The 26,473-nt window shown below is 66.1% G+C and carries 28 protein-coding genes and 2 pseudogenes; 6 read left to right on the top strand and 24 right to left on the bottom strand.

Annotated features, from left to right (window positions below; genetic code table 11):
- Nucleotides 1-34 precede the first annotated feature (34 nt).
- From ACWEO2_RS41105 to ACWEO2_RS41090, 4 genes and pseudogenes are all read right to left on the bottom strand, one after another.
- Nucleotides 35-1,588 carry a long-chain-fatty-acid--CoA ligase gene (locus tag ACWEO2_RS41105; RefSeq protein WP_452410329.1) on the bottom strand — a complete coding sequence of 518 codons (1,554 nt, stop codon included), beginning with the start codon at nucleotides 1,586-1,588 and terminating at the stop codon, nucleotides 35-37.
- Nucleotides 1,589-1,657: 69 nt separating this feature from the next.
- Nucleotides 1,658-2,988: pseudogene (locus tag ACWEO2_RS41100) on the bottom strand (MFS transporter).
- A gap of 108 nt (nucleotides 2,989-3,096) precedes the next feature.
- Nucleotides 3,097-4,146, bottom strand: a complete 1,050-nt coding sequence (locus tag ACWEO2_RS41095) for a 3-keto-5-aminohexanoate cleavage protein (RefSeq protein WP_452410328.1) — start codon at nucleotides 4,144-4,146, stop codon at nucleotides 3,097-3,099.
- Nucleotides 4,147-4,195: 49 nt separating this feature from the next.
- On the bottom strand, nucleotides 4,196-4,546 hold the full coding sequence (locus ACWEO2_RS41090; protein ID WP_452410332.1) for a carboxymuconolactone decarboxylase family protein: 351 nt from the start codon (nucleotides 4,544-4,546) through the stop codon (nucleotides 4,196-4,198).
- A 170-nt stretch (nucleotides 4,547-4,716) separates the two neighbouring features.
- Here ACWEO2_RS41090 and ACWEO2_RS41085 point away from each other — a divergent pair, with 170 nt between their 5' ends.
- Nucleotides 4,717-5,703 (top strand): AraC family transcriptional regulator, encoded by a 987-nt coding sequence (locus ACWEO2_RS41085; RefSeq protein ID WP_452410327.1) that lies wholly within the window; start codon nucleotides 4,717-4,719, stop codon nucleotides 5,701-5,703.
- Nucleotides 5,704-6,123: 420 nt separating this feature from the next.
- Here the strand turns inward: ACWEO2_RS41085 and ACWEO2_RS41080 are convergent, their stop codons facing one another.
- Complete coding sequence (locus ACWEO2_RS41080; RefSeq protein ID WP_452410326.1) at nucleotides 6,124-6,945, bottom strand: SDR family NAD(P)-dependent oxidoreductase; 822 nt, start codon at nucleotides 6,943-6,945, stop codon at nucleotides 6,124-6,126.
- A 102-nt stretch (nucleotides 6,946-7,047) separates the two neighbouring features.
- Between ACWEO2_RS41080 and ACWEO2_RS41075 the strand changes: the two genes are divergently transcribed.
- Complete coding sequence (locus ACWEO2_RS41075) at nucleotides 7,048-7,467, top strand: MarR family winged helix-turn-helix transcriptional regulator (RefSeq protein ID WP_452410325.1); 420 nt, start codon at nucleotides 7,048-7,050, stop codon at nucleotides 7,465-7,467.
- A 549-nt stretch (nucleotides 7,468-8,016) separates the two neighbouring features.
- On the opposite strand, the gene ACWEO2_RS41070 is transcribed toward ACWEO2_RS41075, so the two are convergent.
- Nucleotides 8,017-8,661, bottom strand: coding sequence for a TetR/AcrR family transcriptional regulator (locus ACWEO2_RS41070; RefSeq protein WP_452410324.1), 645 nt, complete (start codon nucleotides 8,659-8,661; stop codon nucleotides 8,017-8,019).
- Nucleotides 8,662-8,812: 151 nt separating this feature from the next.
- Here ACWEO2_RS41070 and ACWEO2_RS41065 point away from each other — a divergent pair, with 151 nt between their 5' ends.
- Nucleotides 8,813-9,499: an SRPBCC family protein gene (locus ACWEO2_RS41065; RefSeq protein ID WP_452410323.1), complete on the top strand. Its 687-nt coding sequence runs from the start codon at nucleotides 8,813-8,815 to the stop codon at nucleotides 9,497-9,499.
- 264 nt (nucleotides 9,500-9,763) lie between these two features.
- Here the strand turns inward: ACWEO2_RS41065 and ACWEO2_RS41060 are convergent, their stop codons facing one another.
- Both ACWEO2_RS41060 and ACWEO2_RS41055 read right to left on the bottom strand, forming a co-directional pair.
- Nucleotides 9,764-10,624, bottom strand: coding sequence for a COG4705 family protein (locus ACWEO2_RS41060; RefSeq protein ID WP_452410322.1), 861 nt, complete (start codon nucleotides 10,622-10,624; stop codon nucleotides 9,764-9,766).
- 116 nt (nucleotides 10,625-10,740) lie between these two features.
- Entirely contained in the window at nucleotides 10,741-11,415 is a 675-nt protein-coding gene (locus ACWEO2_RS41055; RefSeq protein WP_452410331.1) for a response regulator transcription factor, read from the bottom strand.
- 192 nt (nucleotides 11,416-11,607) lie between these two features.
- Between ACWEO2_RS41055 and ACWEO2_RS41050 the strand changes: the two genes are divergently transcribed.
- A complete protein-coding gene (locus tag ACWEO2_RS41050; RefSeq protein WP_452410321.1) occupies nucleotides 11,608-13,053 on the top strand; it encodes a HAMP domain-containing sensor histidine kinase in 1,446 nt (481 codons plus the stop codon).
- A 121-nt stretch (nucleotides 13,054-13,174) separates the two neighbouring features.
- Here ACWEO2_RS41050 and ACWEO2_RS41045 read toward each other — a convergent pair whose 3' ends face one another.
- Both ACWEO2_RS41045 and ACWEO2_RS41040 read right to left on the bottom strand, forming a co-directional pair.
- Complete coding sequence (locus tag ACWEO2_RS41045; protein ID WP_452410320.1) at nucleotides 13,175-13,552, bottom strand: nuclear transport factor 2 family protein; 378 nt, start codon at nucleotides 13,550-13,552, stop codon at nucleotides 13,175-13,177.
- A gap of 138 nt (nucleotides 13,553-13,690) precedes the next feature.
- On the bottom strand, nucleotides 13,691-13,897 hold the full coding sequence (locus tag ACWEO2_RS41040; protein ID WP_452410319.1) for a hypothetical protein: 207 nt from the start codon (nucleotides 13,895-13,897) through the stop codon (nucleotides 13,691-13,693).
- Between the two features lie 37 nt (nucleotides 13,898-13,934).
- Between ACWEO2_RS41040 and ACWEO2_RS41035 the strand changes: the two genes are divergently transcribed.
- Nucleotides 13,935-14,657 (top strand): PucR family transcriptional regulator, encoded by a 723-nt coding sequence (locus ACWEO2_RS41035; protein WP_452410318.1) that lies wholly within the window; start codon nucleotides 13,935-13,937, stop codon nucleotides 14,655-14,657.
- 380 nt (nucleotides 14,658-15,037) lie between these two features.
- Here ACWEO2_RS41035 and ACWEO2_RS41030 read toward each other — a convergent pair whose 3' ends face one another.
- The 6 genes and pseudogenes from ACWEO2_RS41030 to ACWEO2_RS41005 all read right to left on the bottom strand — a co-directional run bounded on the left by ACWEO2_RS41030 (nucleotide 15,038) and on the right by ACWEO2_RS41005 (nucleotide 18,945).
- Nucleotides 15,038-16,060, bottom strand: a complete 1,023-nt coding sequence (locus tag ACWEO2_RS41030; protein WP_452410317.1) for a HEAT repeat domain-containing protein — start codon at nucleotides 16,058-16,060, stop codon at nucleotides 15,038-15,040.
- Complete coding sequence (locus tag ACWEO2_RS41025; protein WP_452410330.1) at nucleotides 16,054-16,740, bottom strand: HEAT repeat domain-containing protein; 687 nt, start codon at nucleotides 16,738-16,740, stop codon at nucleotides 16,054-16,056. The genes ACWEO2_RS41030 and ACWEO2_RS41025 overlap by 7 nt, the downstream gene beginning before the upstream one ends.
- 85 nt (nucleotides 16,741-16,825) lie before the next feature.
- Nucleotides 16,826-16,999, bottom strand: a pseudogene (locus ACWEO2_RS41020) (AMP-dependent synthetase/ligase); the annotation flags it as partial.
- Nucleotides 17,000-17,156: 157 nt separating this feature from the next.
- A complete protein-coding gene (locus tag ACWEO2_RS41015) occupies nucleotides 17,157-17,597 on the bottom strand; it encodes a GlcG/HbpS family heme-binding protein (RefSeq protein ID WP_452410316.1) in 441 nt (146 codons plus the stop codon).
- Nucleotides 17,598-17,619: 22 nt separating this feature from the next.
- Nucleotides 17,620-17,940: an NIPSNAP family protein gene (locus ACWEO2_RS41010; RefSeq protein WP_452410315.1), complete on the bottom strand. Its 321-nt coding sequence runs from the start codon at nucleotides 17,938-17,940 to the stop codon at nucleotides 17,620-17,622.
- Between the two features lie 39 nt (nucleotides 17,941-17,979).
- On the bottom strand, nucleotides 17,980-18,945 hold the full coding sequence (locus tag ACWEO2_RS41005; RefSeq protein WP_452410314.1) for an NADP-dependent oxidoreductase: 966 nt from the start codon (nucleotides 18,943-18,945) through the stop codon (nucleotides 17,980-17,982).
- A 134-nt stretch (nucleotides 18,946-19,079) separates the two neighbouring features.
- On the opposite strand from ACWEO2_RS41005, the gene ACWEO2_RS41000 reads away from it, so the two are divergent.
- A complete protein-coding gene (locus tag ACWEO2_RS41000; protein ID WP_452410313.1) occupies nucleotides 19,080-19,454 on the top strand; it encodes a winged helix-turn-helix transcriptional regulator in 375 nt (124 codons plus the stop codon).
- A gap of 84 nt (nucleotides 19,455-19,538) precedes the next feature.
- On the opposite strand, the gene ACWEO2_RS40995 is transcribed toward ACWEO2_RS41000, so the two are convergent.
- The 8 genes from ACWEO2_RS40995 to ACWEO2_RS40960 form a co-directional block, all read right to left on the bottom strand.
- Nucleotides 19,539-20,009, bottom strand: a complete 471-nt coding sequence (locus ACWEO2_RS40995) for an N-acetyltransferase family protein (RefSeq protein ID WP_452410312.1) — start codon at nucleotides 20,007-20,009, stop codon at nucleotides 19,539-19,541.
- Entirely contained in the window at nucleotides 20,006-20,539 is a 534-nt protein-coding gene (locus tag ACWEO2_RS40990) for a hypothetical protein (protein WP_452410311.1), read from the bottom strand. The genes ACWEO2_RS40995 and ACWEO2_RS40990 overlap by 4 nt, the downstream gene beginning before the upstream one ends.
- Nucleotides 20,540-20,808: 269 nt before the next feature.
- On the bottom strand, nucleotides 20,809-21,558 hold the full coding sequence (locus tag ACWEO2_RS40985; RefSeq protein WP_452410310.1) for a GntR family transcriptional regulator: 750 nt from the start codon (nucleotides 21,556-21,558) through the stop codon (nucleotides 20,809-20,811).
- 192 nt (nucleotides 21,559-21,750) lie between these two features.
- Nucleotides 21,751-22,803 carry a proline racemase family protein gene (locus ACWEO2_RS40980; protein ID WP_452410309.1) on the bottom strand — a complete coding sequence of 351 codons (1,053 nt, stop codon included), beginning with the start codon at nucleotides 22,801-22,803 and terminating at the stop codon, nucleotides 21,751-21,753.
- Between the two features lies 1 nt (nucleotide 22,804).
- Complete coding sequence (locus tag ACWEO2_RS40975) at nucleotides 22,805-23,527, bottom strand: ABC transporter ATP-binding protein (RefSeq protein ID WP_452410308.1); 723 nt, start codon at nucleotides 23,525-23,527, stop codon at nucleotides 22,805-22,807.
- On the bottom strand, nucleotides 23,524-24,411 hold the full coding sequence (locus tag ACWEO2_RS40970; protein ID WP_452410307.1) for an ABC transporter ATP-binding protein: 888 nt from the start codon (nucleotides 24,409-24,411) through the stop codon (nucleotides 23,524-23,526). Before ACWEO2_RS40970 ends, ACWEO2_RS40975 begins: the two co-directional genes overlap by 4 nt.
- Nucleotides 24,408-25,532, bottom strand: coding sequence for a branched-chain amino acid ABC transporter permease (locus ACWEO2_RS40965; protein ID WP_452410306.1), 1,125 nt, complete (start codon nucleotides 25,530-25,532; stop codon nucleotides 24,408-24,410). Before ACWEO2_RS40965 ends, ACWEO2_RS40970 begins: the two co-directional genes overlap by 4 nt.
- Complete coding sequence (locus ACWEO2_RS40960) at nucleotides 25,532-26,443, bottom strand: branched-chain amino acid ABC transporter permease (protein ID WP_452410305.1); 912 nt, start codon at nucleotides 26,441-26,443, stop codon at nucleotides 25,532-25,534. The genes ACWEO2_RS40965 and ACWEO2_RS40960 overlap by 1 nt, the downstream gene beginning before the upstream one ends.
- Nucleotides 26,444-26,473 lie beyond the last annotated feature (30 nt).

Below are 26,473 nucleotides of genomic sequence, written 5' to 3'. Positions count from 1 at the left end.
TTCGGACACGACAGTTGTTGTCGTGCAGTGGTTTTCAGTGATTCATCCGGAGTTCGCGTTTGAGAATCTTGCCGGTGGCCGTCATCGGCAGCGTGGGAACGAATTCGATGTGGCGGGGGTATTTGTAGGCCGCCAACTGTTGTCTGGCCCATCCGATGAGCGCGTCCTCGGTCGGTGCGGTTCCCGGGGCCGCGATGATGTACGCCTTGATTTCCTCGCCGTGACTCTCATGTGGGATGCCGACCACCGCGGCGAGCGACACCGCCTCATGGGTCATGAGGATTTCTTCGATTTCCCGGGGATAGACGTTGAGACCACCGCGCACGATCATGTCCTTGGCGCGGTCGACGATGTAGTAGTAGCCATCGGTATCGCGCTGGGCCAGGTCACCGGTGCGGAACCAGCCGTCGCGCATGACCTCGGCGGTGGCGTCGGGCCTGTTGTGATAGCCCTTCATGACATTGTGGCCGCGGATGGCGATCTCACCGACGGCATCGTTGCCGGTGACGGTGTTCCAGTCCTCATCGACGAGTCGGACCTGCACTCCCCAGACCGGACGGCCGATCGACCCCGGGCGCGGCTCGTGATCGGAGTCGGCGAACAAGGCCAGCGGTGAGGTTTCCGACAACCCATAGCCTTCGGCGATGTCCACACCGAACCGCTGCCGGAAGCGGGTCAGAATCTCGACCGGTAGCGCGGCGCCGCCGGAAACGGCCAACCGAAGGTGCTCGTGCATGGGGTGGAGTTCGACGCTGTCGTCGAGGGCCTGCAGCAGCCCCCAGTACATGGTCGGCACACCGGCGAACAGGGTGATCCGTTCGCTGTAAAGCAACGTCAGTGTGGTGGCGGCGTCGAAACGCGATTGCAGGACCAGGGTTGCGGCGACGGAGAACCCCGCATTCATGTTCACCGTCTGCCCGAAGGAGTGGAACAGCGGCAGCACCACCAGGTGCCGGTCGTGCCGTGCCGGGCTGTTGTCGAACTGCCGGTTGGCGGTGAATGCGTTCAACAGCATGTTCGCGTGGGTCAGTTCGGCACCCTTGGGTGTGCCGGTGGTGCCGGAGGTGTAGAGAATCACCGCTGTGTCACCGGATTCGCGCAAGCGGGCGTCGAATTCGGTGGGCTGCGCCCGCACGGCGGTGGACAGGTCGCCGGCGATCTGGCCGGACTGCGGGGCAAGTGAGTCGATGATGAACAGGTGACGGCAGCTCGGTGCCCGGTCGAAACCGGCGCGGGCGTAGTCGCCGATCGGCAGCTCGGGGGTGCCCTGGTAGCAGAAATAGGCTTTGGCGCCGGAATCATCGAGATGGTAGGCGATTTCGCGGTCCTTGAGCAGGACGTTGAGCGGGACCACCACGGCACCCGCCTTCAGGATGCCGTAGTAGATGATCGGGAACCAGGCCAGATTCGGGCACGATAGCGCGACCTTGTCACCCGGCTGGATGTCGTGGGCGACGAGCAGGTGGGCGACCTGGTTGGCGACGGCGTCGACTTGGGCGTAGGTCAGCGTGTCATCGCCGGCGACAATCGCGTCGTGATGCGGATTGTTTCGGGCTGTATCTTCCAGCAGCACAGACAGATTGAGCATGGAGGGACCTCGATCGGGGGTGTCGGTGAGCATGACGGCCGTCTGGTCGGCCGGGCGAGCGTGTTGCGCTCAGGCGGTTGTGAGCTGGGCGTCGAGCCTGGCCAGACGGCGTAATCCGGCCGGGTAGGCACGGCGGCCGAGGCCCAGCGCAATGAGGGCGCCGAGGTAGGTCAATGGGACCAGTCGCAAGGCGTTGGCCAGTCCGTAGCGGTCGGCGAGGAAGCCGACCACGAGCGGGCCGAGTGCGAGCCCGAATATGTTGTTGGCCAAGGTAACCGTTGCGAATGCGGTGGCACGCAAGCTGGCGTGGGTAAGGCTGGCCACCATCGAGGACGTGGCTCCGGCCGAACCGGCGGCAGTCAATGCCCCCAACCCTAGGACGATCAGCTGAGCAGTGCCGGTGTCGAGACTGAATGCGACGGTCAGCAGGATCAGCGAGATCGTGCAGTAGACCAGTGCACTGTTCCACTGGCGGGCCGGATCGGTGCGACCGATCCGGTCAGTGATGATGCCGCACACGATCATTCCGGTGCCGATGAGCAGCACGTATATCGCGGCCACCAGCCCGGCGCGGTCCGAGGGCATCGAGTAGGAGCGGTTGAAGAAGCTGGGCAGCCAGGCCATCAGCACGCCCCGACGAACAACTGCAGTCCGCCGCCAACGTAGGCACACCACACCGACACCGACGAGAACAGGCTCGACAACGGCGCACGAGCACTGTTGTGCGGTGCCGAACCCGGGTCCGTCGCCGGTGCCTCAGCGACTTGGTGGCGGCTCAGGACGGATTCGGTGACCAGAACTCGGAACGCGGCCACCAGCAGCAGGCCCACCGCGGCCATGACGGCGAAGGTCCACCGCCAGCCGATGTGTGCGGAGACGACACCGCCCAGTGCGACACCCAGGACCGAACCGAAGGAGCCGCCGGCGAGGAACGCTCCACTGAGCGAGGCCCGCAAGCGGGGTGCGAACACGGATAACATCACCGCGGCTCCGACACTGCCGTATGCGGCTTCGCCGACTCCGACCAAGAAACGCGCGCCGAGCATCTGGCCGTAGCCGGTGGCCAGCGCACAGACCAGGGTGGCCAGGCTCCAGACGGTCGCCATGACCAGCATGCTGCGCACACGGCCCCACCGGTCGGCCGCCAGCGACAGCGGAAATGCCAACAGGCCCACCATCAACGCCACGACACTGCTCAGCGAGCCCAACTGCGAATCCGACAGCCCCCACTCGGATTTCAGCAGCGGAAACACCGCCGACAGCACCTGGCGGGACATGTAGTCCGACACCATCAACCCGAAGGTCAACCCGAACACTATCCACGGAAAGATCCGGGAACGAGCGCTCGAGGCCGCGGGTGTATCTGCGGAAGGGTCGGTGGGGGTGGTATGGAGATCCATGGCGCTTCCTCGAGCCTGGTGGAACTGGCGTACCGGCCCCGGGCCGGTACGAACGATGACGAATGCAGCGAGCGGGCAGCGCGCGAGCCGACGCGCTGCCCGGCGCGATTACGCGTGGTGGAGGAATCCGACCTGACCGGTTTTGCGGTTGGGCGGGAATCCGATCTTCGCCAACGCCTCGTCGGTGTCGGCGTATACCTCGTCGAACAGGTAGATGTTGCGTGCTTCCTTGCACGAAGCCACGCCCCGGCCCAGCTCGTCGGCAATCCGGACCATCTGCTCCACCTGCTCCACCGAGGTGCGCCGCTCACCCTTGCGGCCCCACAGGTTGTCCTCGATGCCGACCCGCACATGCTGGCCCAGCGCGATCGCGATCGTGCACATCGGCGTCACGTTGCGCATGATCGTCTCGATCGTCAGCACCGAACCGTCGGGAGTCCGCCGGATGAACTCGAGCAGGTCCGCCGGATGCAGGCCCGCCGCACCACCGCCGATGGCGACGTAGTTCAGCACCAGCGGGCCGGTGTAGATGCCGCGGCGGATCAACCGCTCCACGGTTTCGAGCTGATGGATCGAGCCGAGCATGAAATGCGGCTGGATACCGGCGGCGGTCAGCCGCCGCAGGTGCTCGATGTAGAAGTCGGGACCGGCTTCGATCACCATGTCGCGGTATGCCTTGTGCAGCACGGGGTTCTGCAGCGACGTACCCGCGATGTCGTCCTCGGTCAGCAACTCGACGATGTTCATCTGGCTGGTGTTGATGGCGATGGTGACCTGATCCGGTTTGGGATCGAGATCGGCCAGCATATGACGGGTGTCGTAGTCCAGCCACTTCGCCTTGTCGGCACCTTCCGGCGGCGCGAACGAGATCGACCCGCCGACCTGCAGGATCATCTCCGGCACCGCTTCGCGGAGCCGGGCGAGCATCTCGTTGAACAGCTCCAATCGCTTCGAACCGTGACCATCGGCCTCGCGCACGTGCACATGCAGCACCTGCGCGCCCGCGTTGTAGCAGTCCACCGCCTTCTGGATCTGCTCGTCCATCGTCACCGGAATGTCATCGGAATCCCCCGGCAAGAACTCCGGACCGTACGGGGCCACCTGAATAACAAGCTTTTCCTGATTCTCCGGTAGCAGCGAATCGTCGAGAAAATGCATGATCGTCCTTTCTGGATTCTGATCGAATTCGGTTGTGCGGAGCGGTTTTCTACCGCTGCTCCGCGCGGCGACGCTCGAACGCGTCGAACTCTTCGGCAAGAACCGGCACACCGACATTGCATGCATGAATGCCCAGCACACTGGTCAGCTCGAGCACCGCGAGAATCTCCTCACGGGAGACCCCGAGCTCGAGGGCGGCGCGGATATGTCGGCGTACTCCCGGGGAGTACATATGAGTGCACGCGGCGTCGACCGCGATGCTCAACAACTCGACGAACTGGGGAGTCAGAACGCCGCGGCGAATCGGGAGAGTACCCATCGACATGAACTGCTCGGTCCATTCCGGATCCCACTCGAACAGCTTGTCCCACAACGGGTTCCAACTATTCCCGGCATGCATGGCATCGACGGTCGGCGTGGACGGGGACGGCGGTGCGGACTCGATTGTCACGGCGGCTCCTGTGATGCGCGGAATGTGATAGCGGTCACGGTATGCGCATCAAATCGGATATGCTTGACTGTGCGGGTCAATCTGATTGACGATCTGGGACATGCAGAAGGGGTGTGGACATGGCGACGATGGTTCGCAGTGCCGTGCTGTCCGGCTATGTCGATCTGGCCTTATCGCTCGGGCTGGATCCGATGCTGCTGCTGCGCTCGGTCGGGATAGGTCCCGCGGGACTGGCCGCCAGCGACACCTGGCTGCCCGGCGAAGCAGTCGACCAACTCCTGGAACGCTCGGCAGCGGAAACGGACTGCATCGACTTCGGGCTACGGCTCGCGCAGCGACGTGGCCTGTCCAACCTCGGTCCGGTCGCCCTGGTCGCCCGCGAAGAGCCCGATATCCGCAGCGCGCTACACATCGTGGTCCGCTATGTCAGCCTGCACAACGAAGCGCTCCGCACCCGGCTGACCGAAACCAACAGCCTGACCACCATCCACATCCAAGCGGCACCGCAGATCTCGATGGGCCGGCAATCGGTAGAACTCGCGATCGGCGCGACCTGCCAGATCCTGCGCGAATTCCTCGGCCACGCCTGGCACCCGGTATCGGCCTGCTTCACCCACGCGGCGCCGACCGACCCCGACACCCACCTCCGGATTCTCGGTCCGTCAATAGAATTCGACCAGGACTTCGATGGCATCGTCTGTTATTCCCGCGACCTCGACGCCCCGAATCCACTCGCCCACCCTGTGCTTCGCCCCTACGCCCGCGAATACCTCAAAACACTGGCCCCGTCGGGCGAATCCACCGCCGACCAGGTGCGCGCCATCATCGAATCGCTACTCCCGACCCAACACTGCTCGGCCACCACTGTCGCCCAAAAGCTCGGCATGGACCGCCGCACCCTGCATCGACACCTCATCCGCACCGGGGAAACCTTCACCGGCATCCTCGACACCACCCGCCTCGACCTGGCCCGCCGCTACCTCACCCAGCGCGACCGCACACTCACCGACATCGCAACCGAACTCGGATTCTCCGAACTCAGCGCCTTCTCCCGATGGTTCCGCCACCACACCGGCACCAGCCCCAGCCGATCCAGAGACCAATAACCCGCACCGGGGCAGTCGATCCAAACCCGACGCCACCATGCAGTGGGTGCGCGGCGATTTCAGCTGCTCGCGCAGTTCAACCGGACCAACCCGGCCGCTGGCCAACTTCCCGTACCAGCCCCGGAAAACACCTTCGGTGGCGGTCGGCTGCCGGTGGCAGCACGACGCCTCGGTGTGTGCAGTGAGTATTGCTGTCGGCGTGGCCTTTTCGGGACGACTACGTGCCATCGCCATCGGTATCGGCCCACAGCCCGTGAATGTCACGTTCCCCAGCGCAGGCGACTCCGATGACCACTCGACCTCGCGTCAAAGTCTTTGAACGACAACGACGGTAAGAATACATCGCATCTGTCGGCGTTCACGCGAAGTCGGCGGTGAGAGAGGCGGACCAGCATCCTCACCGCCGACAGCGATGCGCGGCTAGGCGATCCAAGCGCCGGTCATCGCCTGTACGGCCGAACCGTCGAAATCGGCGAGCTTCATCCCGACGAAAGCGCGCGCGGTGTCCGAAGTAAGCGTTCGGAACGCGGGCCGCTCACAGGCCAGCAGCTCGACCATCTGCGTCGCCACGTCTTGCGGAGTCTGTGCGTTTGCGAAGGCACCGCGGGCGCGGTCCAGATAGGCCGACAGCGCGGGCGCATACGGACCCACCTGTTCCAGCACAGCGTCACGGCCAGCCACATTGTTGACGAATTCGCTGGCCACCGCTCCCGGCTCGACCACGCTGACGGCCACACCGACTCGCGCCGCCACCGGCGCCAGCGACTCCATGAAGCCTTCGACGGCGAACTTGGCCGCGCAGTAGGCCTCGTTGAACGGCTGGCCCACCACACCGCCCACGCTGGTGACGGTCACCACGCGTCCTTCGCTCGCGCGGAGCAGGGGCAGTGCCGCCTTGGTGACCTGCAGGACGCCGAAGAAGTTGACCTCCATGACGGCGCGCACGTCGTCGATGCTCTCCTGCTCCAGCGTGCCCAGACGACCGGAGCCGGCATTGTTGACCAGCGCGTCGAGGCGGTCGAGCCCGGCCAGGCAGGCCGCGACCGAGCCAGGGTCGGTCACATCCAGCTCCTGGATCTCGACGCTCACACCGGCCGTCTCCGCAGCCGCGCGCAGCGCGTCCGCCTTGGCCGTGTCGCGCATGGTGGCAATGACCTGCCAGCCATTCTCTGCGGCGGCGATAGCGGTGGCCAGGCCGATGCCAGAGGAGGTGCCGGTGATCAGGACGGTCTTGGGGCTCATCTTCGTAAATCCCTCGCTTGCTTATGTTGCATAACTATTATGATTCATAACTATGTATGGTGACATTACGCGTTGTCAAGCATCTTGGTAGATATGGTTTCTATGTCGAACACTTCGGATGAGCTGGCCAGCGAGGTCCTGGGCCTCTTCGCGGCCATCACTCGCCGCTATGCACAAGAATCCGAGGCTGCGGCCAACGCCCATGAATTGACCCCGCTCCAGGTCAAGGCGCTGCTCGCGGCCGAAGACCCCGTCCCGATGCGCCGCATCGCTGCTCGCCTGCACGCCGAGCCCTCCAACGTCACCACGATCATCGACCGCCTGGAATCCCGCGGCCTGGTCGAACGCCGCCCGAACCCGGGCGATCGTCGCATCAAACTCGTCGCCGCCACCCCCGCTGGTCGCGCCGCCGCCGCCGACCTCCGCACTCGCATGCCCTTCGCCGCAGACCCATTGGTCCGACTCACCACCGAGCAGCGCGAATCCTTGCGCAAGCTACTGCAACTGATCTTGGAGGAATGACACAACACGCACCCCGGCTGACGAGGTTCGACGTATCCGCTTGTCAGCTCTCGCCGGACAGGGTCGTTGCGATCTGCTCGATCGCCTACCTCGGCCGATGTGGGTTCCGGTCGTAATAACAGCTTTCGAGGCTGTGGCCGCGCCTCGGCGATCCGGCCGCATGTGCATGCTCCAGCGGCCAGCCGTCGAAGCCCGAAATTGGGGGTTATCCCGGTCCCACCGGCCACACTGCTGGGGGTTGCGGCCCTGGACATCCCCGAGGATCTGGTCGAGATCGAAGCACCAGCATCCTGGATTGACCGGATGGCCTCGGCCCGACCTGACGCCGGGTCGCACGGCCATCCGGATTCGGAGCGGGTCATTGCTGATTCAGGTTGACTCCTGTGCCGACCGACCTGCCCGGCGCGCCGATCGGGGCCGGGCAGCAAGGCAGACAAGGAATTTCGTCGGCGCCATGGGACTACGACGCGGCAACGCGGGTGTTCGACCGAATTCGAGGCGATCGTGCCGGCACAGCCGCTGCCGGGCCGCCGCTCGGCCCGGTCGTGGTCAGGGGGTCAGTAGGGTGTTCACTTCGTCGGCGAACAGTAAAGCGGGATCGAACTCCATGCCGGTGAAGTGGCCCGCGAGTTCGAGCGAGAGAACGCCGTGGAGGCGGGTCCAAAAAGATATGGCACGGTGCAGCGTCGCGGCCGGCACCGCATGGCCGTCGGCCCATCGGCGGTGGTTCTCGAGGTGGGCGTCGAAAGGCGTCGACTGCTCCGCCGGGGACAGCGCGGAGAATGCCTCGATCAGCACCGTCATGATTTCGGATGAGATCTCGGTGGTGTCCTCGGGTGCGTGGTAGCCGGGGACAGGTGTGCCGTAGATCAGGAAGTACCGCTGCGGGTCCCGCAAGGCCCATTCCCGCACGGTGCAGGCCAGCCCGGCCACGTCGGCACCGGAGTCGAACGTGGCGCGCAGAGCGTCGGCAAGGCTTCGGTAGGCGTCGCGGATGAGTGCGGTGATCAACTCGTCGCGACTGGCGAAGTACCGGTAGAGGGCGGGGCCGCTCATACCCACGCGTTTGGCAATCGCATTGAGCGACAAGCCGGATACGCCCGCCGTGGCGATTTGCGCCCAAGCGTGCTGCTTGATTTCGTCGCACACCTGAGTTCGATAGCGCTCCCGCGAACCGGTCCCAGCCGCTCCCATCAACCGCCTCCTGTCAGGCTCCGCAGCATCTTCGAGTTAGACCTTATCACTTTATTTATTGACACTCACACCTCTTGGTTATAGCTTCTAACTAAATCGAGTGGCCCTAACTCGAGGGAAGTCGGCCCGAGACCCGAACGAGGAGACAACCATGTCCAACACCCAACAAACCCCCCGCCGCCGAGCCGGTGCGCGCACTGCCCTGTTCCTGATCCCACTGGCCGCCGCGGTCGCACTGACCTCCGTCGCCGCGTGCAGCAGCGGCAACAACGACACACGCACTGGCAGCACCAGTCAGGCCGCAACGACCGGGGACCTCACTCACCCGGCTTCGCTGACCTGCCAAGGGGCGGGCATCGATGACGCCGCGCGGATCCGGTACCGGACCGAGGCCCTTATCAAGGCCCCGCTGAGCACCATCTGGGAATTGCAGAGCGACGTGGAACGCTGGCCCTCGTGGCAGCAGCCCGTCACCAGCATGAAGCGTCTAGACCAGGGACCACTGCGGGCGGGCTCGCAGTTTCGGTGGACAACTCCGGTGCCCGCCAGCCCCACCACCCCTGCCACCACCCTGACCATCACTTCCTCCGTCCAGCAAATGCAGCAGAGCAATTGCATCCGCTGGAGCGGACCCGCCATCGGCGACGGACTGCGCATCGACAACGGCATCCACGTCTGGAACTTCACCGAAGTCGACGGCGGTGTGCTGGTGCGCACCGAAGAGAACTGGACCGGCGCACAGGTCGAAGCCGACATACCCACCTCCACCGCCTTCCTCGGAGCAGGCCTCGAAGCCTGGTTGAAAGACCTCAAGGCCACCGCCGAAGCCCACCCCTGAGGCCATTTCAGATGGATCCGGCAGACCAGGAGGCACCTGATCTGCCGGATCCGATACGAGCCGCAGCTTCGGCCACCGCTGCCCGGCCGGTGCGGCAGGGATGTGTCGAATTCGGCTGCCCCACCGGGCTACAGCGACAGGTCGCGCTCGCGGAGCACAAGCCGCAGGTGACCGTTGTGCAGCCAGGTGCGGCGCCATGTCGGAGATGTATCGCCGCCGAAAAGCTCGAGGCCGACTGCGGCGGCGGAGAGTGGCAGCTATCGACTATCGAGTACCGAGGATGTCGGACGCGGTGTCGGCGTCATCGTTGTGCGCGGGCTCCACTGTGTGCTCGGGTGTGGCCGTGCGCTGACTCTTTCGGTAGCTGTAGGTGATGCCGATGATCAGGATTGCCAGGAGCGCGGCCGAGGTGCCATAGGTGCCCAGCGCGAGTCCGCCGCTGGCGTGGGGTTTGGACAGCCAGTCGCCCATGGTCGCGCCGAGCGGACGGGTGAGGACGAACGCCATCCAGAACAGCAGTACGCCGGAGACCGCGGTGCGGTAGTGGGCCGCCAGGATCAGCGCCATGACGACCAAGATCAGGAAGCCGCTGCCCCAGTAACCGAGGCCGGAGCTGTCGGAAAGGTAGTCCCCGAGGGAGGTGCCGAGGGTGTTGGACAGCAGGATCGCGGCCCAATAGAGCAGTTCCCCGCGGAAGGTGGTGATGTTGGCGACGTCGAAGGTCTGCCCGCTGAACTTCCAGATCGCGAACACCAGAGCCAGCCCGGAAATGAGCAGCAGCGCACCTACGCCGTAGCCGAGGCCGCCGTCGGTCGAGGTGTCCGAGCCCGGTCCGCGGTTGATGAGATCGGACATGGTCGTGCCCGCCGTGCTGGTGGCGGCGATGACCGTCCAGTAGAGCGCGGGGTGGAATCGGCGGACCCGTAACTGGGTCAGGACACTGATCGCGAAGATGGCCAGGAACAGCAGCGATGCCTGTGCATAGCCGAGTTTCAGTGTCTGTGCCAGCAGATCACCGCCGGTCTCGCCCAGGGTGGTCGCGGCGATCTTGAGTATCCAGAACATGACCGTGATCTGGGGAAGTTTGTAGTCGACGAGCAGACTTCGAGCCACGTGCTTCACCATCGGTGCTCTCCTTCTCCAGTGCCGACGTCCATGGGTGCGGAGTCTGCCCAGATGCCGCTGAGAGCACGCTGAAAGGGTGCGGCCGATCGCACTGCGGATGTGCTCGAACTGGCTGGTCAGGTGGCGTCGAGGAGACGGTATCCGACACCTCGGACGGTTTCGATGCTGGCCATTCCGAACGGGGTGTCGATCTTGCGGCGGAGATAGCCGATGTAGACCTCGACGACGTTATCGGAGCCTTCGTAGTTGGCGTCCCAGACCGAGCGCAGGATGTCGAATTTGGTGACGACGTCGCCCCGGTGGCGCAGCAGGTATTCCAGCACGCTGAATTCGCGCGGGGTCAGCGAAAGTTCCTGTCCGGCGCGGCTGACACTTCGCCGCGCTGGATCCAGGGCGAGGCTGCCGGCGGTGAGGATCGCGGGTCGTTCCGGTGCGCCGCGGCGGATCAACGCGCGTAGGCGGGCGATGAGGATGACGAAGGAGAAGGGTTTGGTCAGGTAGTCGTCGGCGCCGAGATCGAAGGCGTCGGCTTGGTCGTATTCGCCGTCTTTGGCCGAGAGCATCAGGACCGGCGTCCATATCCGGCGTTCGCGCAGCTCCCGCACGATCTGGTAACCGTGTTTGCCCGGCAGCATAATGTCGAGCACCAGCACGTCGAAGTCGCCGGTCGCGGCCAGTTCCAGCCCGTCGATTCCGTCGTGTGCGACTTCGACGACGAATCCTTCCGCCGACAGACCGCGCCGGAGGGTCTCGGCCAGTCGGATCTCGTCGTCGACCACCAGTACCCGCACCACCACCGCCCTTCTGTCACCGCCCGCAGGTTCATTACAGCCGAACCCGCTCGGCGATCGCTGCAGCTCTCAGCGTTTCCACAGCAACACGGGCCCAGACTCGGAGCATGTCCGCTGTCCTCGACCGCGTTGATCAGACCGTCAGCGCGGCCGTCACCGACGCCGCGCCCACATCCCGCGAAGCTGGGCACAATGAACCGACTACCCGATGACATATCCTCGGCCGCCGCACCGCGACACCGCCGGTTCGCCGACACCGCAGCGGGCTTGATCCGAACCCTCACCCACCCCGCACGTTGGGGTTTGCGGGTACGGTCCGCACTGATCGTTACGGTCGTCATCACCGTCGGGCTCGCCATCGCCGCCCTATCGCTGACCTACGTGTTGTATCGCTCCTTGATCACCGCCTCCGACGACGCGGCCACCGACCGGATCCACCAGGTCACCGCCCAACTCGCCCTCGATACCCCCGCAGACCTGGATCGCAGCGCGCTGGCAACCGACAACCGGCTCGCTATCGTGCAGATCATCGACCGGACCGGCCGAGTCGTGCAGAGCTCCACCAACAGCCCCACCCGCCCGATCACCGACGATCGCCCCGCCCCGGGAATCATCGTCCACGACCTACCCATAGCGACCCGTGCCGACGAGGGCCGGGTCAGCGCGGCCACCGTCGACGGGCGCGGCGGCCGCTACACCATCGTGGTCGCGACCAACCAGGAAGAAATCGAACGCACCAGCAAACTGGTCGCGGCCCTGGTCGCTTTCGCCACCCCGTTCATCGTCGCGCTCGCCGCACTGGCCACCTACATCCTGGTCGGGCGCTCACTGCGGTCGGTCGAACGCATTCGCACCCGCGTCGCCGCCATCACCAGCGCCGACCTCACCGACCGCGTCCCCGTACCACCGCAGCGCGACGAAATCGCGGCCCTGGCCGAGACGATGAACGACATGCTGGCGCGGATCGAGGCCGGGCACAGCGCCCAACGCCGCTTCATCAGCGACGCATCCCACGAACTACGCAGCCCACTGACCACCATCACCGCCGCCCTCGAACTCGGCCGCGGCCAACCCACCATTCTCGACGCGGCCATGCTCGATGACACCCTGCTGCCCGAGGCCCAACGCATGCGCCACCTTATCGACGACCTGCTGCTGCTCGCCCGCGCCGACGAAAACGCCCTGGCCCAGCGGCACATCGATATCGACCTCGATGACATCCTCACCGCCGAGGTCGCCCGCACCCGAACCACCACCGCACTGACCATCGACATTGCGGTCGAACCCGCTCGCATCAGTGGCGACCCCACCCAGATCTCGCGCGCGCTGCGCAACCTGCTCGACAACGCCACCCGCTACGCCGCCACCACCATCACCGTCCGACTCCGACGCCACGACCGCAACGCCCACATCGAAATCGCCGATGACGGACCCGGCATCGCCGCGCCCGACCGCGCACGCATTTTCGACCGCTTCTACCGACCACAGCAGGACCGCGGCCGCGGCACCGGCGGATCCGGGCTCGGGCTGGCCATCGTCGCCGAGATCATCACCGCACACCGCGGCACCGTACGCATCGATCAGAACCTCCCGACCGGAGCCATTGCGATCATCGAACTGCCCCGCACCGACGTCTGAACGATCTACCCGAACACCGCGCACCGGCCGCGCCGGGCTGCCCCGCCCTTGCGGGCGGGGCACTCTTACTTACGCCAATTCTGTTGAGGCACCAGCTTGTCCGAGGCCCTCTAGCGGGTGTTCACCCGAGTGCGGCCTGGATGGCGACCCCGTCGACGTAGGAGTGCTTCTCCTTGACTGCGCCGTTTTCGACGAGAACATAGTCCGCGAGGTCGACGCGCACGGGATTGCCGGTTGCCGAGGTTCCGGTCATCTGGAACTGCACCGCCCAGAAATCCTCCCCGACGCGCATCGAGATCAGGTGGAATGTCAGGTCGGGAATCTGGGCGAACGTCTCCGCCGCGGCCTCGCGGATGGCCGCCCGGCCTCGGGCGGGTTCCTGGCCCGAGTGCAGGTGGAACACCGAGTCGTCGGTGTGGAGTTCGACGATTCGGTCCGGGTCGCGGTCTTCCCAGCACGCGTGGTAGCGCTCGAATAGTTCGCGAGTGGCAGTGGTCATGATGAGCAACTCCGATCGTAATTTTTTGTCGATGTGACCTGGAAGGTGTTCTTGCGGGGAACTCTCTGAACGAGGTGCAGCTACGTCATTGGCCAGCTCCATTCGTTGGCGTAGTGGACCGAGAGGAGCCATCCGCCATCAAGCACGGAAGGCGGAGGCGACGGCCGAGAAGCCGTGCAGCAGCATCGATTCCCGCATATCAGCGGGCAGGACCTGCAGCGTGGTACGCCCACCGGGCGCAGTTCCGGTTCGGAGCCCATCCACAGACGACCTGCCGGCGGCGATCAACTCGAGTTCTCGGGCCACCGCGCCGAAGTTCGCCAACACGACGTAGGGGCCCGACATCCATTCCTCGCCCTCCCACGACCCAACCGATGCGTGCTTGGCGGCCGACACCTATCGGCGCACCCTGGTTGCCGGAGGCGACCAGCCCGATCAACGGTTGCTGCTGGCGCTGCTCGATCCCGACCTCCCCCCGGCGCAGCGGGCGAACCTGGGCAAAAGAATGCGGCTGCCCGCCCACGGCACGTTCGTCGTCCTGGTCGGCGAAATCCGCCTCGCCGCAACCGGAGTGACCACCGTCCGCACCCTGCTCGCCGACGACTGGATCACCCTCGCCACCGCAACCACCCCAGCGAAACTCGACCACGCCTTACGCAGCGCACGGACGCGAGCCGGCGCCAGCAAACCCTTCAGCGACCTCGGTTCCGCGCCCGCAGCGCTGGACCAAGCGCGCCTCGCCTTCCGGTGCCTGAGCCCGACCGACACCGGGATCCACACTTATGCCTCATCGCCGGCACGTGCCTTGATAGCAGCGAACCCCGCACTCGCCACAGGCATCTTCTCGGACACGCTCGCCGCGTTCGACCAACTCCACCCCACCGACGCCGACGCTCTCATCCAGACCGCCCTGGCCTGGTACGAGCTCGGCGGCTCTACCTCGGCCGTCGGCGCGCACCTGCACCTGCACCGCAACACCGTGCTGCACCGTCTCAAGCGAATAGAACAGCTCACCGGCTCGGTATTCGCAGTGCCCGCCGATGCGGCACTGCTGTATCTGGCACTGCAAACACGACTGCTGCAGCCCCCAGGCCAGCGGCCGTGACGTCGGTCTCGCGCGAGTGTCGGCCGTTGCAGGAGAAGATCGCACGTCAACCGACGACTGCAGAGGATTGCGCGGCAGGATTCGAAGCATGGGAAGGATTCGATCGTATTGGCCGAGGATCTTGTCGGATTGGATCGGGAATCGGCTCCTGGAAGGACTGATGCTCGCCCGCCGAAGATGGCAGTGCTCCCCAGCGACCAGCACAACCACCCGACGGAACTCCCGGCGGACCTGTGCGGCATCGGCCACGACGGTGCGCTGCTGGTCCGCCCGGATCAGGTAATCGCCTGGCGCGCCGCCGGTTCCACCCCGAATGCCGCCGCGGTGCTGACCGCCGCAACCCGGCACGAGCTGGCCCGATCAGGAGACATTCGCCATGATCACCGATTTGGATCGGCGGACCGTTGCTCGATCCGCTCCACGAGGGTCGAGGCGATGAGGGCCACGGCCCGGTCATCGTCGTGCACCAGTTGCCGCAGGATGTCCAGCGCGATGGTCCCCGGCATCTCGGCGAGTGCCTGGGTCAGTCGAATCCGCACTGCCGAGTCCGCTGGTTGTTCGGTGAGCTCGTCTATCAACGCACTCATGATCCGGTCTGCCCAGTTCGCGTCCCGTGCCAACGATCCCAAGAGTTCGGCAGCCTCGACATCGTTCGGACCCTCGATCACCACGCCGAGAAGTGCTGGCACAGCCTGGGTCACGCCCCGCGCACCCAGTGCGAGTGCCGCAGTTCTGCGGACCGTGCTGTCCGCATCGCCGAGCGCGTCGGTGAGCACCGCGGTCGCCTCGCCGCCTGGTAGCTCGGCGATGGCCAGGACCGCGCGTCGCCGAACGTCGACGTCTGCTGAGCCCATGCCGGACGCCACGCTCGCCACACCGTCACCGCCCGCCCGCGCCAGTGCCCAGCGCAGGGCCCCAGCAACGTTCGGATCGGATTCGGTCAGGACCGCCTCGGCCAGCAGCTCGGCGGGCACCGACACATCCTCAGCTGGGGCCAGAACGGCCTGCTGGCGGCGGGCGGCACTCTGCGAACCGAGTCCGTGCAGCAGCTCGACGATGCGCAGGACGTCCTGCCAGCCGGCGGGCTCGGCCGCATCGACCGTACGGAGCCGCTCGAGCAGTTCCTGCTCCCGGTTCAGCCGTTCTTCGGTCTTTCGGATGAGGTCGGCGACCAGTGCGGTCGCGCTGAATCCGGAATCGTCGAGAGCGCGTCCGATTTGACTCAGCGACAGTCCCAGCGACCGCAGCCCCTCCACATGAAGAATCCGGCGGATGTCTTCGGGAGAGTATTCCCGGTAGCCACCCACGGTGCGGCCGGTCGGTTGCACCAGCCCGAGGGCGTCGTAGTGCCTGAGCATTCGGGCGCTCACCCCCGAGCGGCGCGCCACCTCGCCGATCAGCATGCCGCTGCCTCCTCCCGGTCCGGACCGAGCGCCAGGACCCGTCTTGCCTCATCGACGGCCATGTCGAATCCGGCATCCGGGTCGCGCAAGAGCCGCTCCGTGGCGCTGGCATGCACACGCACCGTCGGGTCGTGACTTGCCATCGCCGTCCGGAGGACCGGCTCGACCACGTCGCCGAGCGCGACGAGAGCACGGCTCAGGCTCAGCCGTACCTCTCGATCGCCACGGCCGAATTGCCCGGCGAGTTCCGCGGCCAGCCCTTCCCGCTCCCCCTCGGGCACGAGAACAACGGCAGCGCGCCATGCACTCCGCGCGACCTCGTCGTCGGCATCGTGCAGCAACGACCGCGTGATCGCCGACCACGCGCTCGGATCGCCGATCTTGGACAGCGTGTGCAACGCTTGGCTGCGGGCCTGCGCGTGCTCGGAACGCAGCTCCGCGCGCAATTTCGGAACCGTGATCTCCGACGGGAGCCGGGTCAGCGCCCAGGTGAGCATGTCGCGCACGAAGAAGTCCGGCTCGATCGCGCACCGCGCTATGAGCGCATCGACGAAACCGGGCTCGGGATGCGTGCCGACTGCCAGAGCCGACGCCAGCCGCGTCGACGAGTTCGCTGCGGCAAGTGCGTCGAGCAGTCGCGTGTCCTGTGGATTGCTGTGTGTCGAGTTGATGGGGACCACCTCCGACAGCCAGTGAAGGCCTTCACACAGTGACAATGTCAAGTGCACAGGCTATAGAGAACGCCGATTTCGGCCGCATACATCTCGCCACATCGCCGGTGTGGAGCCATCCGTCGGCGTCGATCGTTTCGGCGGTGCGCTCGGGCGGGCCACGGTAACCGCGCATCACCTGCGGGCCTCGGATCAGTAGTTCACCATCCGCGATGAGTGCGACCTCGACCGTCTCGAGTGGCCGCCCAACACTTCCTGGGCGCAGCGATCCGGGCGCATTCGAGTAGACCAGCGACCGCACCGGCCTTCCGGCCGACACGGTCGCTAGAGCCATCGTCCAGCCCGATACCGTCGATGTCAGCGAACTCGTCATCAGGCCCACCGCTCAGGCATGAAGCCGCTGTCTTGCGGCCCCCGACCGGGTGCTATTCCGCGCTGTCGAAACCAGTTGCGGTCAAGGCAATCTCGGCGGCCTGCCGATCCTGTTCGGCCGTACCGCCGGAAATGCCCAGACCGCCGATGCAACGGCCGTTCTCGACGATCGGGAAGCCGCCGCCGACCGCCATCAGGCGCGGATGGTACGCGAGCGGGGCGACCTGCGGGCCGGACACATAGTCGTTCCAGACGTGCGTGGCGAGGCGGAACGAGGCCGCGGTCCACGCCTTGTCGACGGCCACCTCGCTGGCCAGGAAGGGTGTCTCGTCAGGGCGTTCGAATGCCTTGAGGTGGCCGCCGACATCGGTGACGGCGACCGCCGCGTCGAATCCGATCTCTGCGGCGGCGAAGTGTACAGCTGCGATGAGCCGCGCGGCCGCACTCCGGGTGATGGAGGGCGAGGGCGTCGACAAGTGGGTGTCGGTGGTCATGGGAAATGTTCTCCTTGGTGGGTTATTGCAGCGGGGAGGCCGCGGTGGGGACGACACGGGTGACCACGGACTGCTCGGCGAGCAGCAGGGCGTGCACGGCCGGACCGATTTCGCCTGTCCAGCGCTCGTTTTCATAGACAGCCCGGTACAGCTCGGCGCGGTCGGCCTCGTCTTCGAAACGGCGGATCCAGAGGTAGCCGTTTTCGTCTTCCTCGTCGATGAAGGAAGCGATGACATTCATGCCCATCCCGGATTGGAAGGGCACGACCACCTCCTCCATGTAGCGGACCCATTCGGCGCGGCGTTCGGGCCGGGTCTGGTAGCGGCGGATTTCGTAGAACACGGGGAATTCCGATCTTTCGCTGGGATCCGGATGACGGTGTCAGACGACGCGGAGCACGAGTTTTCCTCGGGTGCGGCCCTTTTCGCCGCGTACGTGGGCGGCGGCGGCGTGCTCGAGCGGGAAGACCTCCGCCACGGCGACTTCCACCTCCCCGCTGTCGATGAGGTTGGCGATCCGGGTCAACGCCGGGCCGTCGGGCTCGACCAGAAAAGAGCTGACCCGCACGCCGCGCTGCTGGGCCGCCGCGGCCAGTTCGGGGGAAGTCCCGGTGGGAATCGACACCAGCAGCCCACCGGGCCGCAGTACCTCCAGCGACCGGATCGAGGTGTTGTCGTGGATATCGCCGACCAGGTCGAGGACGACGTCCACATCGGTGGCGCTGTGCTCGAACGGGGTGGTGGTGTAGTCGATGACCTCGTCGGCTCCGATGCCGGTCAGCCACATGTGATGTCCCTGGCTCGCGGTCGCGAGCACGTGCGCGCCAAGGTGTTTCGCGAACTGCACCGCGAAGTGCCCGACACCGCCGGCGGCCGCGTGCACGAGTACGCGCTGTCCGGCCTGCACCCGGGCGGTGTCCACCAGTGCCTGCCAGGCGGTGAGGGCGGCCAGCGGCACGGCTGCCGCGTGCTCATGGTCGATCGTGCGCGGTTTGCGCGCGAACTGGCGAGCCGGCGCGGTGACATACTCGCCGTAACCACCCGCGGCACGCGGGAACCAGGGCATCCCGAACACCTCGTCGCCGACGCGCAGGGTGGTCACCCCGAACCCGACCGCCGCCACCACCCCGGACACATCCCACCCCAGGACGAATGGCGGCTCGCCCAGCACTCCCGCCACACCGGAATTCGACCGAGTCTTCCAGTCGACCGGATTGACTCCTGCCGCGTGTACGCGCACCAGCACCTCGGTGGGCAACGGTTCCGGGCGCGGCACCTCCCGGACTCGCAACACTTCCGGGCCGCCGAACGCCTCCTGCGCCACCGCGCGCATCGTGACCGCGGACATAACACCACCTCCTGAATCCCGGAAGACCCGGACCGGCCTCCCTGTTGACGCAGAGGAAGCTAGCCCCGCAGGGGTGGTTACCATCAAGAGCGCCAACTTTCCTCGAGGAAAGTTGCCAGGTGAGGAGATTGCTGATGCCGACCAGTTGCCCGACCGGTCAGCACGTCCACCACGACGTCTACGCCGCACAGTGCCCGTGCCGCGCCATGCTCGATCTGCTGGCCAACAAATGGTCCGCACTCGCCATCGGCATCCTCGAGGACGGCCCGCAACGATTCGGCGAACTGCAGCGGCTACTCCAAGGTGTCAGCCCGAAGGTCCTGACCCAAACCCTGCGCCGCCTGGAAGATTTCGGCCTGGTCGACCGCACCGTCTACCCGGCGGTCCCGCTGCATGTCGAGTACGCGCTCACCCCGCTGGGCCGCAGCGCCGCAGTCCCGCTCAATCAATTGCGCACCTGGGTCGAGGACAACATCGACCAGGCGTTCGCCCTGCGCCGCGGGGCCTGAATCCCTCGGGTCCTGCTGGTGCGGGTGTCCTGATGCCATCGCCGGCCTCAGCGCTGCCCGCGCTGGGGTGCATTCATCAGCGGGTCAATCGGCCATGAGACAGTAGCGCCGCTTCTCGGTGGATCGGGCTCCCAACCGGTCGTAGAACCTGATTGCGTCGGTGTTCCACGGCGGAGTTTGCCACTGAACCTGCCCTAGCCCGAGCTCACGGGCTTCGGCCACCACGGCCTGCACCAACATGGGCCCGACCTGCAAGCCTCGATGCCCCTCGCGCAGGAACAAGCAGTCCATATGGAGGTACTCCGCTCCGTCCCATGTGGACAGTTCCGGCGCGCACGAGGCGTACCCGATGATCTCGCCGTCGTCCAGTTCCGCGACGAAACAGCGCAATCGGGGCTGCTCTGTATCGAACAGCAGAGCCTGCAGTCGTCGGGCCAAATCGGCTGGCGGGGGCGCAGCCTTCTCATACGCGGCATGCTCTGCAGCCAGCTGGGCAACATGGGGTAGATCGGCCACACGCGCGTGGCGCACCCGGACCGATACAGTGCCCCTCATCGGACCTTGCCTGCCAACACATCGCCGCGCCACGCTGCCAGCCGCTCATCGATCACACCGTGGCCGTCCAGGACATGCCGGGTGAAGGCATCTCGTTCGTGGGCCAGAACCGCCGCTTCCCACACACAGGGGGCCAGACCCGCCCGTCCGGGCCGGAGCCCGGCGGCATCGTCGGCCGGACCGACGAAGACAGCAAGGTCGGACATGTACCCCTCGATCCATGTGTTGACCAGGACGTAGTCACCGTCACCACCGGCGTGGACGAGCAGCACAGCGAGCCCGAGAGAACCTCGCAGATACGCCGACGACAGGTGATCACCCGCGACCCGCAGCGCGGCCTGCACGTTTTGGTCGCGCACCCGCCGCCCCGGCGCCTCGATCACGTAAGGCTTCACCAAATGCCCAGCGACCGCACGGCTGCCCAGTGGCCGCACCGTACGCGCATGGTGCTGATCAGCCAGTGCCAGTAGCACATTCGGATCGATAGCGGTCAGAGCCAGCCCGAGTTGAGATTCTTCACGATCGACCACACGACCATCATGCCTGCGGAGCCGTTGGCCGCCAGCCGATCTCACGAACGTGCGCAACTGCCGACGAGCCACATTGGCGTCCCACGCAATGTACGCGGACCATGGAAATGGCCTCTGCCCCGGAGCCGCCTGGGGAATCGAAACCATTGGGTGCCTTGGAAAACGACCAGGCCAACGAGCCGACCTGCGCGTATCACCGCCGCTCAACCGCACTTTCACGACTTCGGGCGAATGCGATCGACGCAGGCGCGCCGTCCGTCGAGTCCGATCTATTCGGCCCAGATGCCTCGGACGTGGCCGATGTGGCGGCGGATCAGCTGTTCGGCCGATTCCGCGGCTCCCTGTTCGATGAGATTCAGGATTTCCACGTGCTCACGGGCGGAATGAATGAGCTCACCGCGTTCGGCGAGTGGGCGGACGCCATAGAGACGGGAGCGGGAGCGCAGCGACCGCACCGTTTCGACCAGCTCGTTGTTGCCCGCGAGGCTGAGGAGGCGGCAGTGGAATTCGGTGTCGATGGAGATGTAGGTGATGAAATCGCGTTCGGTCGCGGCCTTTTCGATGCCGAGGGCCAGGGTGCGCAGTTCGGCGAGCTGCTGGGGGTCGATGCCGGCGTCGGCAACCTTGCGTACGGTGGGGGCCTCGATGAGCAGGCGGACCTCGGCGAGGTTGTCCAGCTCCTGTTCGGATGGCTCGCGAACGCGAAAGCCCTTGTTGCGCACGGTTTCGACCAAGCCCTCCTTGGCCAGGTCGATCATTGCTTCGCGGACCGGAGTCGCGGACACGCCGAACTGTTCGGCCAGTCCGGGGGCCGAGTACACGACGTCGGGGCGCAACTCACCGGTGATGATCGCCCCGCGCAACTTCTCGATGATCTCGTCGCGCATGCTCTTCCGGGGGAGGAACGACGTCAGTGTCGAGACCGGCGTATCGGTGGCGGACATCATTGCCTTCTTGTTGCGTGTGGGCGGATGAGCGGCGACCGCAAGATCGGCGCGTGTGATCTGGTCAGTTGCCATGGTACAAGCGCGACAGTCAGTGACATATCACATGTTACGTGCGCGGGCGGAGACGGACCAAATCGCCGGGCAGGCGGCGTAGCGATCTGGTCCGCCGCAGGTCACGGATGCCGTGATTCCAGGTCGTTCAGTTCCGAATGCCGGTAGCTGAAACCCGCATACACCTGAAACCTCTCATCGGTCCGTGGATCCTCACCTGAGGATGAAGCCGGGAACCAGCGAGTCGCGCGGGTCCACGACAAAGCGGCTGTCTCCCAACTTGTGCGCCGTGCCGACGACCTCGGGCACGACCGCGTCGTGACCGTCGGCCTGGACCCGGGCCACGGCCCGAGCACGGAATCTGCTGCCGACGATAGAGTCGTGCACCAGGACCGCACCGTCGGCGAGACGTCCCTGGCTGGTCAGATGCGCGACCCTGGCCGCGGTACCGGACCCGCACGGAGACCGATCGACCTCGCCGTCGGAGAACACCACGACGTTGCGCTGGTGCAGCGCACCCTCGGCACTGAGTCCCTCGAACGCCTGGGCGGCGGTCGCGTCGTCGGGGTCGACGTCCTCGGTGAACATCGTTGCGTAGACGCCGGACAGGCGCGGGTCGCTCGGGTGCTCCGCCGCGCGGGCGGCGTTGAGGCCATCCCGGATCTGGCGACCGGTCCGAATCAGGTCGGGCAGGTCTGCGGGGCGAACAGCCAGGCCGAGGTCCGCGGCGGACACCACGGCGTACATCGCACCGCCGAAGGCGATGTCGCACGTGACGCGGCCACGGTCGGTCTCGACATCGACACCGGTGGAGTGCACCCAGCTCGGGACGTTGACGAACGAGACGTGGGCGATCTCGCCCGCCTCGAAGGCAACGCGGGCGGTGACCCGCCCGGAGGGTACGTCGATCCGTACGTCGCGAGTGCCCTGCTCGAGTCGCGGCACGAGGCCGGACTCGACGGCCCACACACCCAGCGCGATGGTGCCGTGGCCGCACGCGGTGGAGAAGCCGTCCTTGTGCCAGAACAGCACCCCGAGATCGGCGCCGTCGTCATCGGGCTCGGTGACGAAGCCGCCGTACATGTCCGCGTGGCCGCGTGGCTCGCTGCACAGGAGCGCGCGGGCATACTGCACCTCCGGGCTCGCGATCCCCCGGACCCGCTTGTCCGCCACGGTGGCGCCGTCGAGCCGGACCGCTCCGTGGGCGACGATCCGGAACGGCTCACCGCCGGTGTGGTAGTCCACCGTCTCGAAGCTGAACGACATCTCAGGCGCCAAGGTAGGCCTCCACTACTCGGGGATTGGTCCGCAACTCCTCGGCGGACCCCTCGAGGCTGGTCACGCCCGCCTCGAGTACGTAGCCGCGGGTAGCCACGGTGAGCGCGGACCGCGCGTTCTGCTCGATGAGGAGTACGGCGGTGCCTCGCTCGCTGATGGTTCGCACGACCTGCATGATCTGGGCGACCATGAGGGGGGCGAGTCCCATGGACGGCTCGTCGAGCATGAGCAGGCGCGGCGCGGCGATCATCGCGCGCCCCATCGCCAGCATCTGCTGCTCGCCCCCGGACAGGGTGCCGCCGTGCTGGTTGCGGCGGTCGCGCAGCCGCGGTAGAAGCTCGTACACCTCCCCGATCCGCTCCTCGATCGCCTTACTGTCACGGACGGTGTAACCACCGATGAGCAGGTTCTCGTGGACGCTGAGCCGAGGGAAGATCCGTCGGCCTTCGGGCACGTGGACTATGCCCATCTCGACGATGTCCCAGGGCTTGGCCGCTGTGATCTCCTTGCCGAACGCCCTGATCCGTCCCGACTTCGCGCGCACCAGACCGGAGATCGTGGCGACGGTGGTCGACTTGCCAGCGCCGTTGTTGCCGAGCAGCGACACCGTCTCACCTGCACCGACCGTCAGCGACAGACCGCGCAGCGCCTCGACCCGTCCATAGTTGACCACGAGGTCCTCGACCTCGAGGACAGGGGTAACTGTGCTCACGACTCGCCCTTCTCGCTCGGTGCCGCGGTGTGACCGCTGAAAATCCCCTCGTCGGCGGCGGCCACCGCTTCGGCCTCGGCGTCGTCGGTGCCCAAATAGGCCTCGACGACCCTGGGGTCGGTGCGGATCTGGTGGGGTGTGCCGTCCGCGATCTCCTTGCCGTAGTTGAGGACGACGATGCGTTCGGAGACCTCCATGACCAGGCCCATATCGTGCTCGATGAGCACGACCGCGGTCCCGAGGTCGCTGATGCGGCGCAGTAGGCCGAGGAGCTCCTCCTTCTCGTTGTGGTTCAGGCCGGCCGCGGGCTCGTCGAGCAGGAGCATCTTCGGTTCACGGGCCAGGGCCCGGGCGATCTCGACGCGGCGCTGCTCGCCGTACGGCAGGTTGCGCACTTCGTGGACCCGGCTCCCGCGCGCTCCGACGAAGTCGAGCCAGCGGTGCGCCTCGTCGGTCGCGGTTTGCTCGCTGCGGTGGTATCGGGGGGTGTGCAGGATGGCGTCGAAGGCGTTCTGCCGGATCCGCACATGCATCCCCGCGCGCACGTTGTCCAGGACGCTGAGCTCGCCGAACAGGCGCAGGTTCTGAAACGTGCGGGCGACCCCGCGCGCGGCGATGACCGCGGGACGTTTGCCGGTGATATCGCTGCCGTCGAAGGTGACGTGCCCGGCCGACGGCTTGTAGAAGCCGGTAATGCAGTTGAAGGCGCTGGTCTTGCCGGCACCGTTCGGGCCGATTACCGAGAGGACCTCCCCTTCGTGCACGTCGAAGGTCAGGCCGTTGACGGCAGTGACTCCACCGAAGGCCACTGTCATGTCACGGACTTGGAGCAGCCCCGTGGCCGACGAGCCGTTCCTTGTCACCTCGCCGTGTGTCGCGGTCATGGTGCGACCTCCTTTGCCGCCGTGCGGGCTCGTCGCTTCTCGATCCGCGACGGCTTTTCGTCGCCCCGGTGCGGCCAGATGCCCTGCGGGCGGAACAGCATCACGATGATGAGCAGGACGCCGAAGACGAGATAGCGCCAGTTCTCCGCGCCACGTAGCAATTCGGGGAGCAGGGAGATGACGAGCGCACCGACGACGACGCCGGGCGTTGAGCCCATCCCGCCGAGAACCACCGCCATGAGAATGAGCGCCGACCAGAGGAAGTTGAAGCTGGTTGGCGAGATCGCCGTCTGGTGCACCGCGAAGAGCACACCGGCGATCCCGCCGAAGATCGCTCCGGTGATGTACGCCGCGAACTTCACCCGGTAGGTGTGGATGCCCATCGCCTCCGCGGCGTCCTCGTCCTCGCGCACGAACCGCCAGGCCCGGCCCAGCCGCCCCTTGCCGAGCCGCGCGGAAGCCAACACCGCTGCGGCAACGACAGCAACGACGATCCAGTACGTCGTGATGTCAGAACGCAGGCCGAAGTCGCCGAAGTCCGGGATACCGAAGATCCCGTTCGGGCCGCCGGTGATATCGAGGTTGTTCGCGGTGATCCGGATGATCTCGCCGAATCCGAGGGTCACGATGGCCAGGTAGTCACTGCGCAGTCGCAAGGTCGGGCCGCCGATCACCACCCCGCCGATGACGGCTGCGATCACGACGACTGGGATCGTGAGCAGAATGGGCCACCCCAGCGACGTGGTGAGGATGCCGGACGTATAGGCACCGATCGCGAAGAAGGCGGCGAAGCCCAGGTCGAGCAGACCGCAGTAGCCCACGACGATATTCAGGCCGACGGCGAGCATCACGAAGATGAGCGCGTCTGTTGCGATCCGGATGCTGTAAGACGAGGAGTTGACGAACGGCAGCGCAACGGCGAGGGCCATCACGACCCAGCCGAACAGCGGGTGGCTGATCGCGCGGCTTACCGGCGTAACACGGCCAGCTGCATCTGCAGGCGCGAGGCCGGAGCCGACGCGACCGACCGTGGACTTGCCGGCCCCGTCGACGGCTTGCACGAAGCCGGAGGGGGCGTCGACGGCCCCGTCTCGGGCCGGAATCGAGTTATCGTTGCTCATCAGACCCGCTCCGTCACTCGCTCGCCGAGCAGACCGGTTGGTCGGACGGTCAGGAACAGGATCAGGAAGCCGAAGGCGAAGACGTCTCGCCACTCACTGCCGAGCGCGGCGGTTCCGAACGACTCGAGCAGCCCGAGAACGACAGCGCCGAGAACGGCGCCCCGCAGGTTGCCGATGCCGCCGATCACCGCGGCGGTGAACGCCTTGAGGCCGATGATGAAGCCCATGAGGAAGTCCACCTTCCCGTAATACGCGCCGGCCATCACGCCGGCCGCACCGGCCAGCGCCGAGCCGATGAAGAAGGTGCGCGAGATGACGCGGTCGACATTGATGCCCATCAGCAGGCAGGCTTTCGGATCCTGCGAGATCGCGCGCATCGCGCGACCCGTCCGGGTCCTGTTGACGAGCTGGTCGAGGGCGACCATGAGGCCGACCGCGATCACCATCATGGCGAGCTGGGCGTAGGTGACCCGGGCACCCAGCACGGAGATGGCACCGTTGCCGAAGCCGACGGGATAGACACGCGGGTTCGGGCCGAACCCGACGGCGATGCCGTACTCCAGCGCGAAGCTGGCGCCGACCGCGGTGATCAGCACCGACAATCGCGGTGCTCCACGCAGCGGCCGGTAGGCGACCCGCTCGAGGACGAGCCCGACGGTGCCGGTGACCAGCATTGCCACCGCCATGATCAGGACGAGTACGACGATCGAGGCGCCGCCGCCCAGCGAGCCGGCTGCCGCGGTCAGCAGCGCATAGCCTGCGAAGGCGCCGAGCATGTAGATGTCACCGTGGGCGAAGTTCAGCAGTTTGATGATGCCGTAGACCATCGAGTAGCCGAGCGCGACGAGGGCGTAGAACGAGCCGATGAACAGGCCGTTCAGGATCAGTTGAATGAGATATTGCAGGTCCATGGCACTCCTAAATGCCGGGAGCCGGCGGGG

This window comes from Nocardia sp. NPDC004278 (assembly GCF_053602975.1).
Note: the sequence above shows the minus strand (reverse complement) of the source record. Positions and strands in the feature narration are given on the sequence as shown.

What these genes read in the sequence shown, in the direction of transcription:
- ACWEO2_RS41105 (WP_452410329.1), bottom strand. Translation starts at nt 1,588, where the DNA reads ATGCTCAATCTGTCTGTGCTGCTGGAAGATACAGCCCGAAACAATCCG.
- ACWEO2_RS41095 (WP_452410328.1), bottom strand. Translation starts at nt 4,146, where the DNA reads ATGCATTTTCTCGACGATTCGCTGCTACCGGAGAATCAGGAAAAGCTT.
- ACWEO2_RS41090 (WP_452410332.1), bottom strand. Translation starts at nt 4,546, where the DNA reads ATGCATGCCGGGAATAGTTGGAACCCGTTGTGGGACAAGCTGTTCGAG.
- ACWEO2_RS41085 (WP_452410327.1), top strand. Translation starts at nt 4,717, where the DNA reads ATGGCGACGATGGTTCGCAGTGCCGTGCTGTCCGGCTATGTCGATCTG.
- ACWEO2_RS41080 (WP_452410326.1), bottom strand. Translation starts at nt 6,945, where the DNA reads ATGAGCCCCAAGACCGTCCTGATCACCGGCACCTCCTCTGGCATCGGC.
- ACWEO2_RS41075 (WP_452410325.1), top strand. Translation starts at nt 7,048, where the DNA reads ATGTCGAACACTTCGGATGAGCTGGCCAGCGAGGTCCTGGGCCTCTTC.
- ACWEO2_RS41070 (WP_452410324.1), bottom strand. Translation starts at nt 8,661, where the DNA reads ATGGGAGCGGCTGGGACCGGTTCGCGGGAGCGCTATCGAACTCAGGTG.
- ACWEO2_RS41065 (WP_452410323.1), top strand. Translation starts at nt 8,813, where the DNA reads ATGTCCAACACCCAACAAACCCCCCGCCGCCGAGCCGGTGCGCGCACT.
- ACWEO2_RS41060 (WP_452410322.1), bottom strand. Translation starts at nt 10,624, where the DNA reads ATGGTGAAGCACGTGGCTCGAAGTCTGCTCGTCGACTACAAACTTCCC.
- ACWEO2_RS41050 (WP_452410321.1), top strand. Translation starts at nt 11,608, where the DNA reads ATGAACCGACTACCCGATGACATATCCTCGGCCGCCGCACCGCGACAC.
- ACWEO2_RS41045 (WP_452410320.1), bottom strand. Translation starts at nt 13,552, where the DNA reads ATGACCACTGCCACTCGCGAACTATTCGAGCGCTACCACGCGTGCTGG.
- ACWEO2_RS41040 (WP_452410319.1), bottom strand. Translation starts at nt 13,897, where the DNA reads ATGTCGGGCCCCTACGTCGTGTTGGCGAACTTCGGCGCGGTGGCCCGA.
- ACWEO2_RS41030 (WP_452410317.1), bottom strand. Translation starts at nt 16,060, where the DNA reads ATGCTGATCGGCGAGGTGGCGCGCCGCTCGGGGGTGAGCGCCCGAATG.
- ACWEO2_RS41015 (WP_452410316.1), bottom strand. Translation starts at nt 17,597, where the DNA reads ATGACCACCGACACCCACTTGTCGACGCCCTCGCCCTCCATCACCCGG.
- ACWEO2_RS41005 (WP_452410314.1), bottom strand. Translation starts at nt 18,945, where the DNA reads ATGTCCGCGGTCACGATGCGCGCGGTGGCGCAGGAGGCGTTCGGCGGC.
- ACWEO2_RS41000 (WP_452410313.1), top strand. Translation starts at nt 19,080, where the DNA reads ATGCCGACCAGTTGCCCGACCGGTCAGCACGTCCACCACGACGTCTAC.
- ACWEO2_RS40995 (WP_452410312.1), bottom strand. Translation starts at nt 20,009, where the DNA reads ATGAGGGGCACTGTATCGGTCCGGGTGCGCCACGCGCGTGTGGCCGAT.
- ACWEO2_RS40985 (WP_452410310.1), bottom strand. Translation starts at nt 21,558, where the DNA reads ATGGCAACTGACCAGATCACACGCGCCGATCTTGCGGTCGCCGCTCAT.
- ACWEO2_RS40980 (WP_452410309.1), bottom strand. Translation starts at nt 22,803, where the DNA reads ATGTCGTTCAGCTTCGAGACGGTGGACTACCACACCGGCGGTGAGCCG.
- ACWEO2_RS40970 (WP_452410307.1), bottom strand. Translation starts at nt 24,411, where the DNA reads ATGACCGCGACACACGGCGAGGTGACAAGGAACGGCTCGTCGGCCACG.
- ACWEO2_RS40965 (WP_452410306.1), bottom strand. Translation starts at nt 25,532, where the DNA reads ATGAGCAACGATAACTCGATTCCGGCCCGAGACGGGGCCGTCGACGCC.
- ACWEO2_RS40960 (WP_452410305.1), bottom strand. Translation starts at nt 26,443, where the DNA reads ATGGACCTGCAATATCTCATTCAACTGATCCTGAACGGCCTGTTCATC.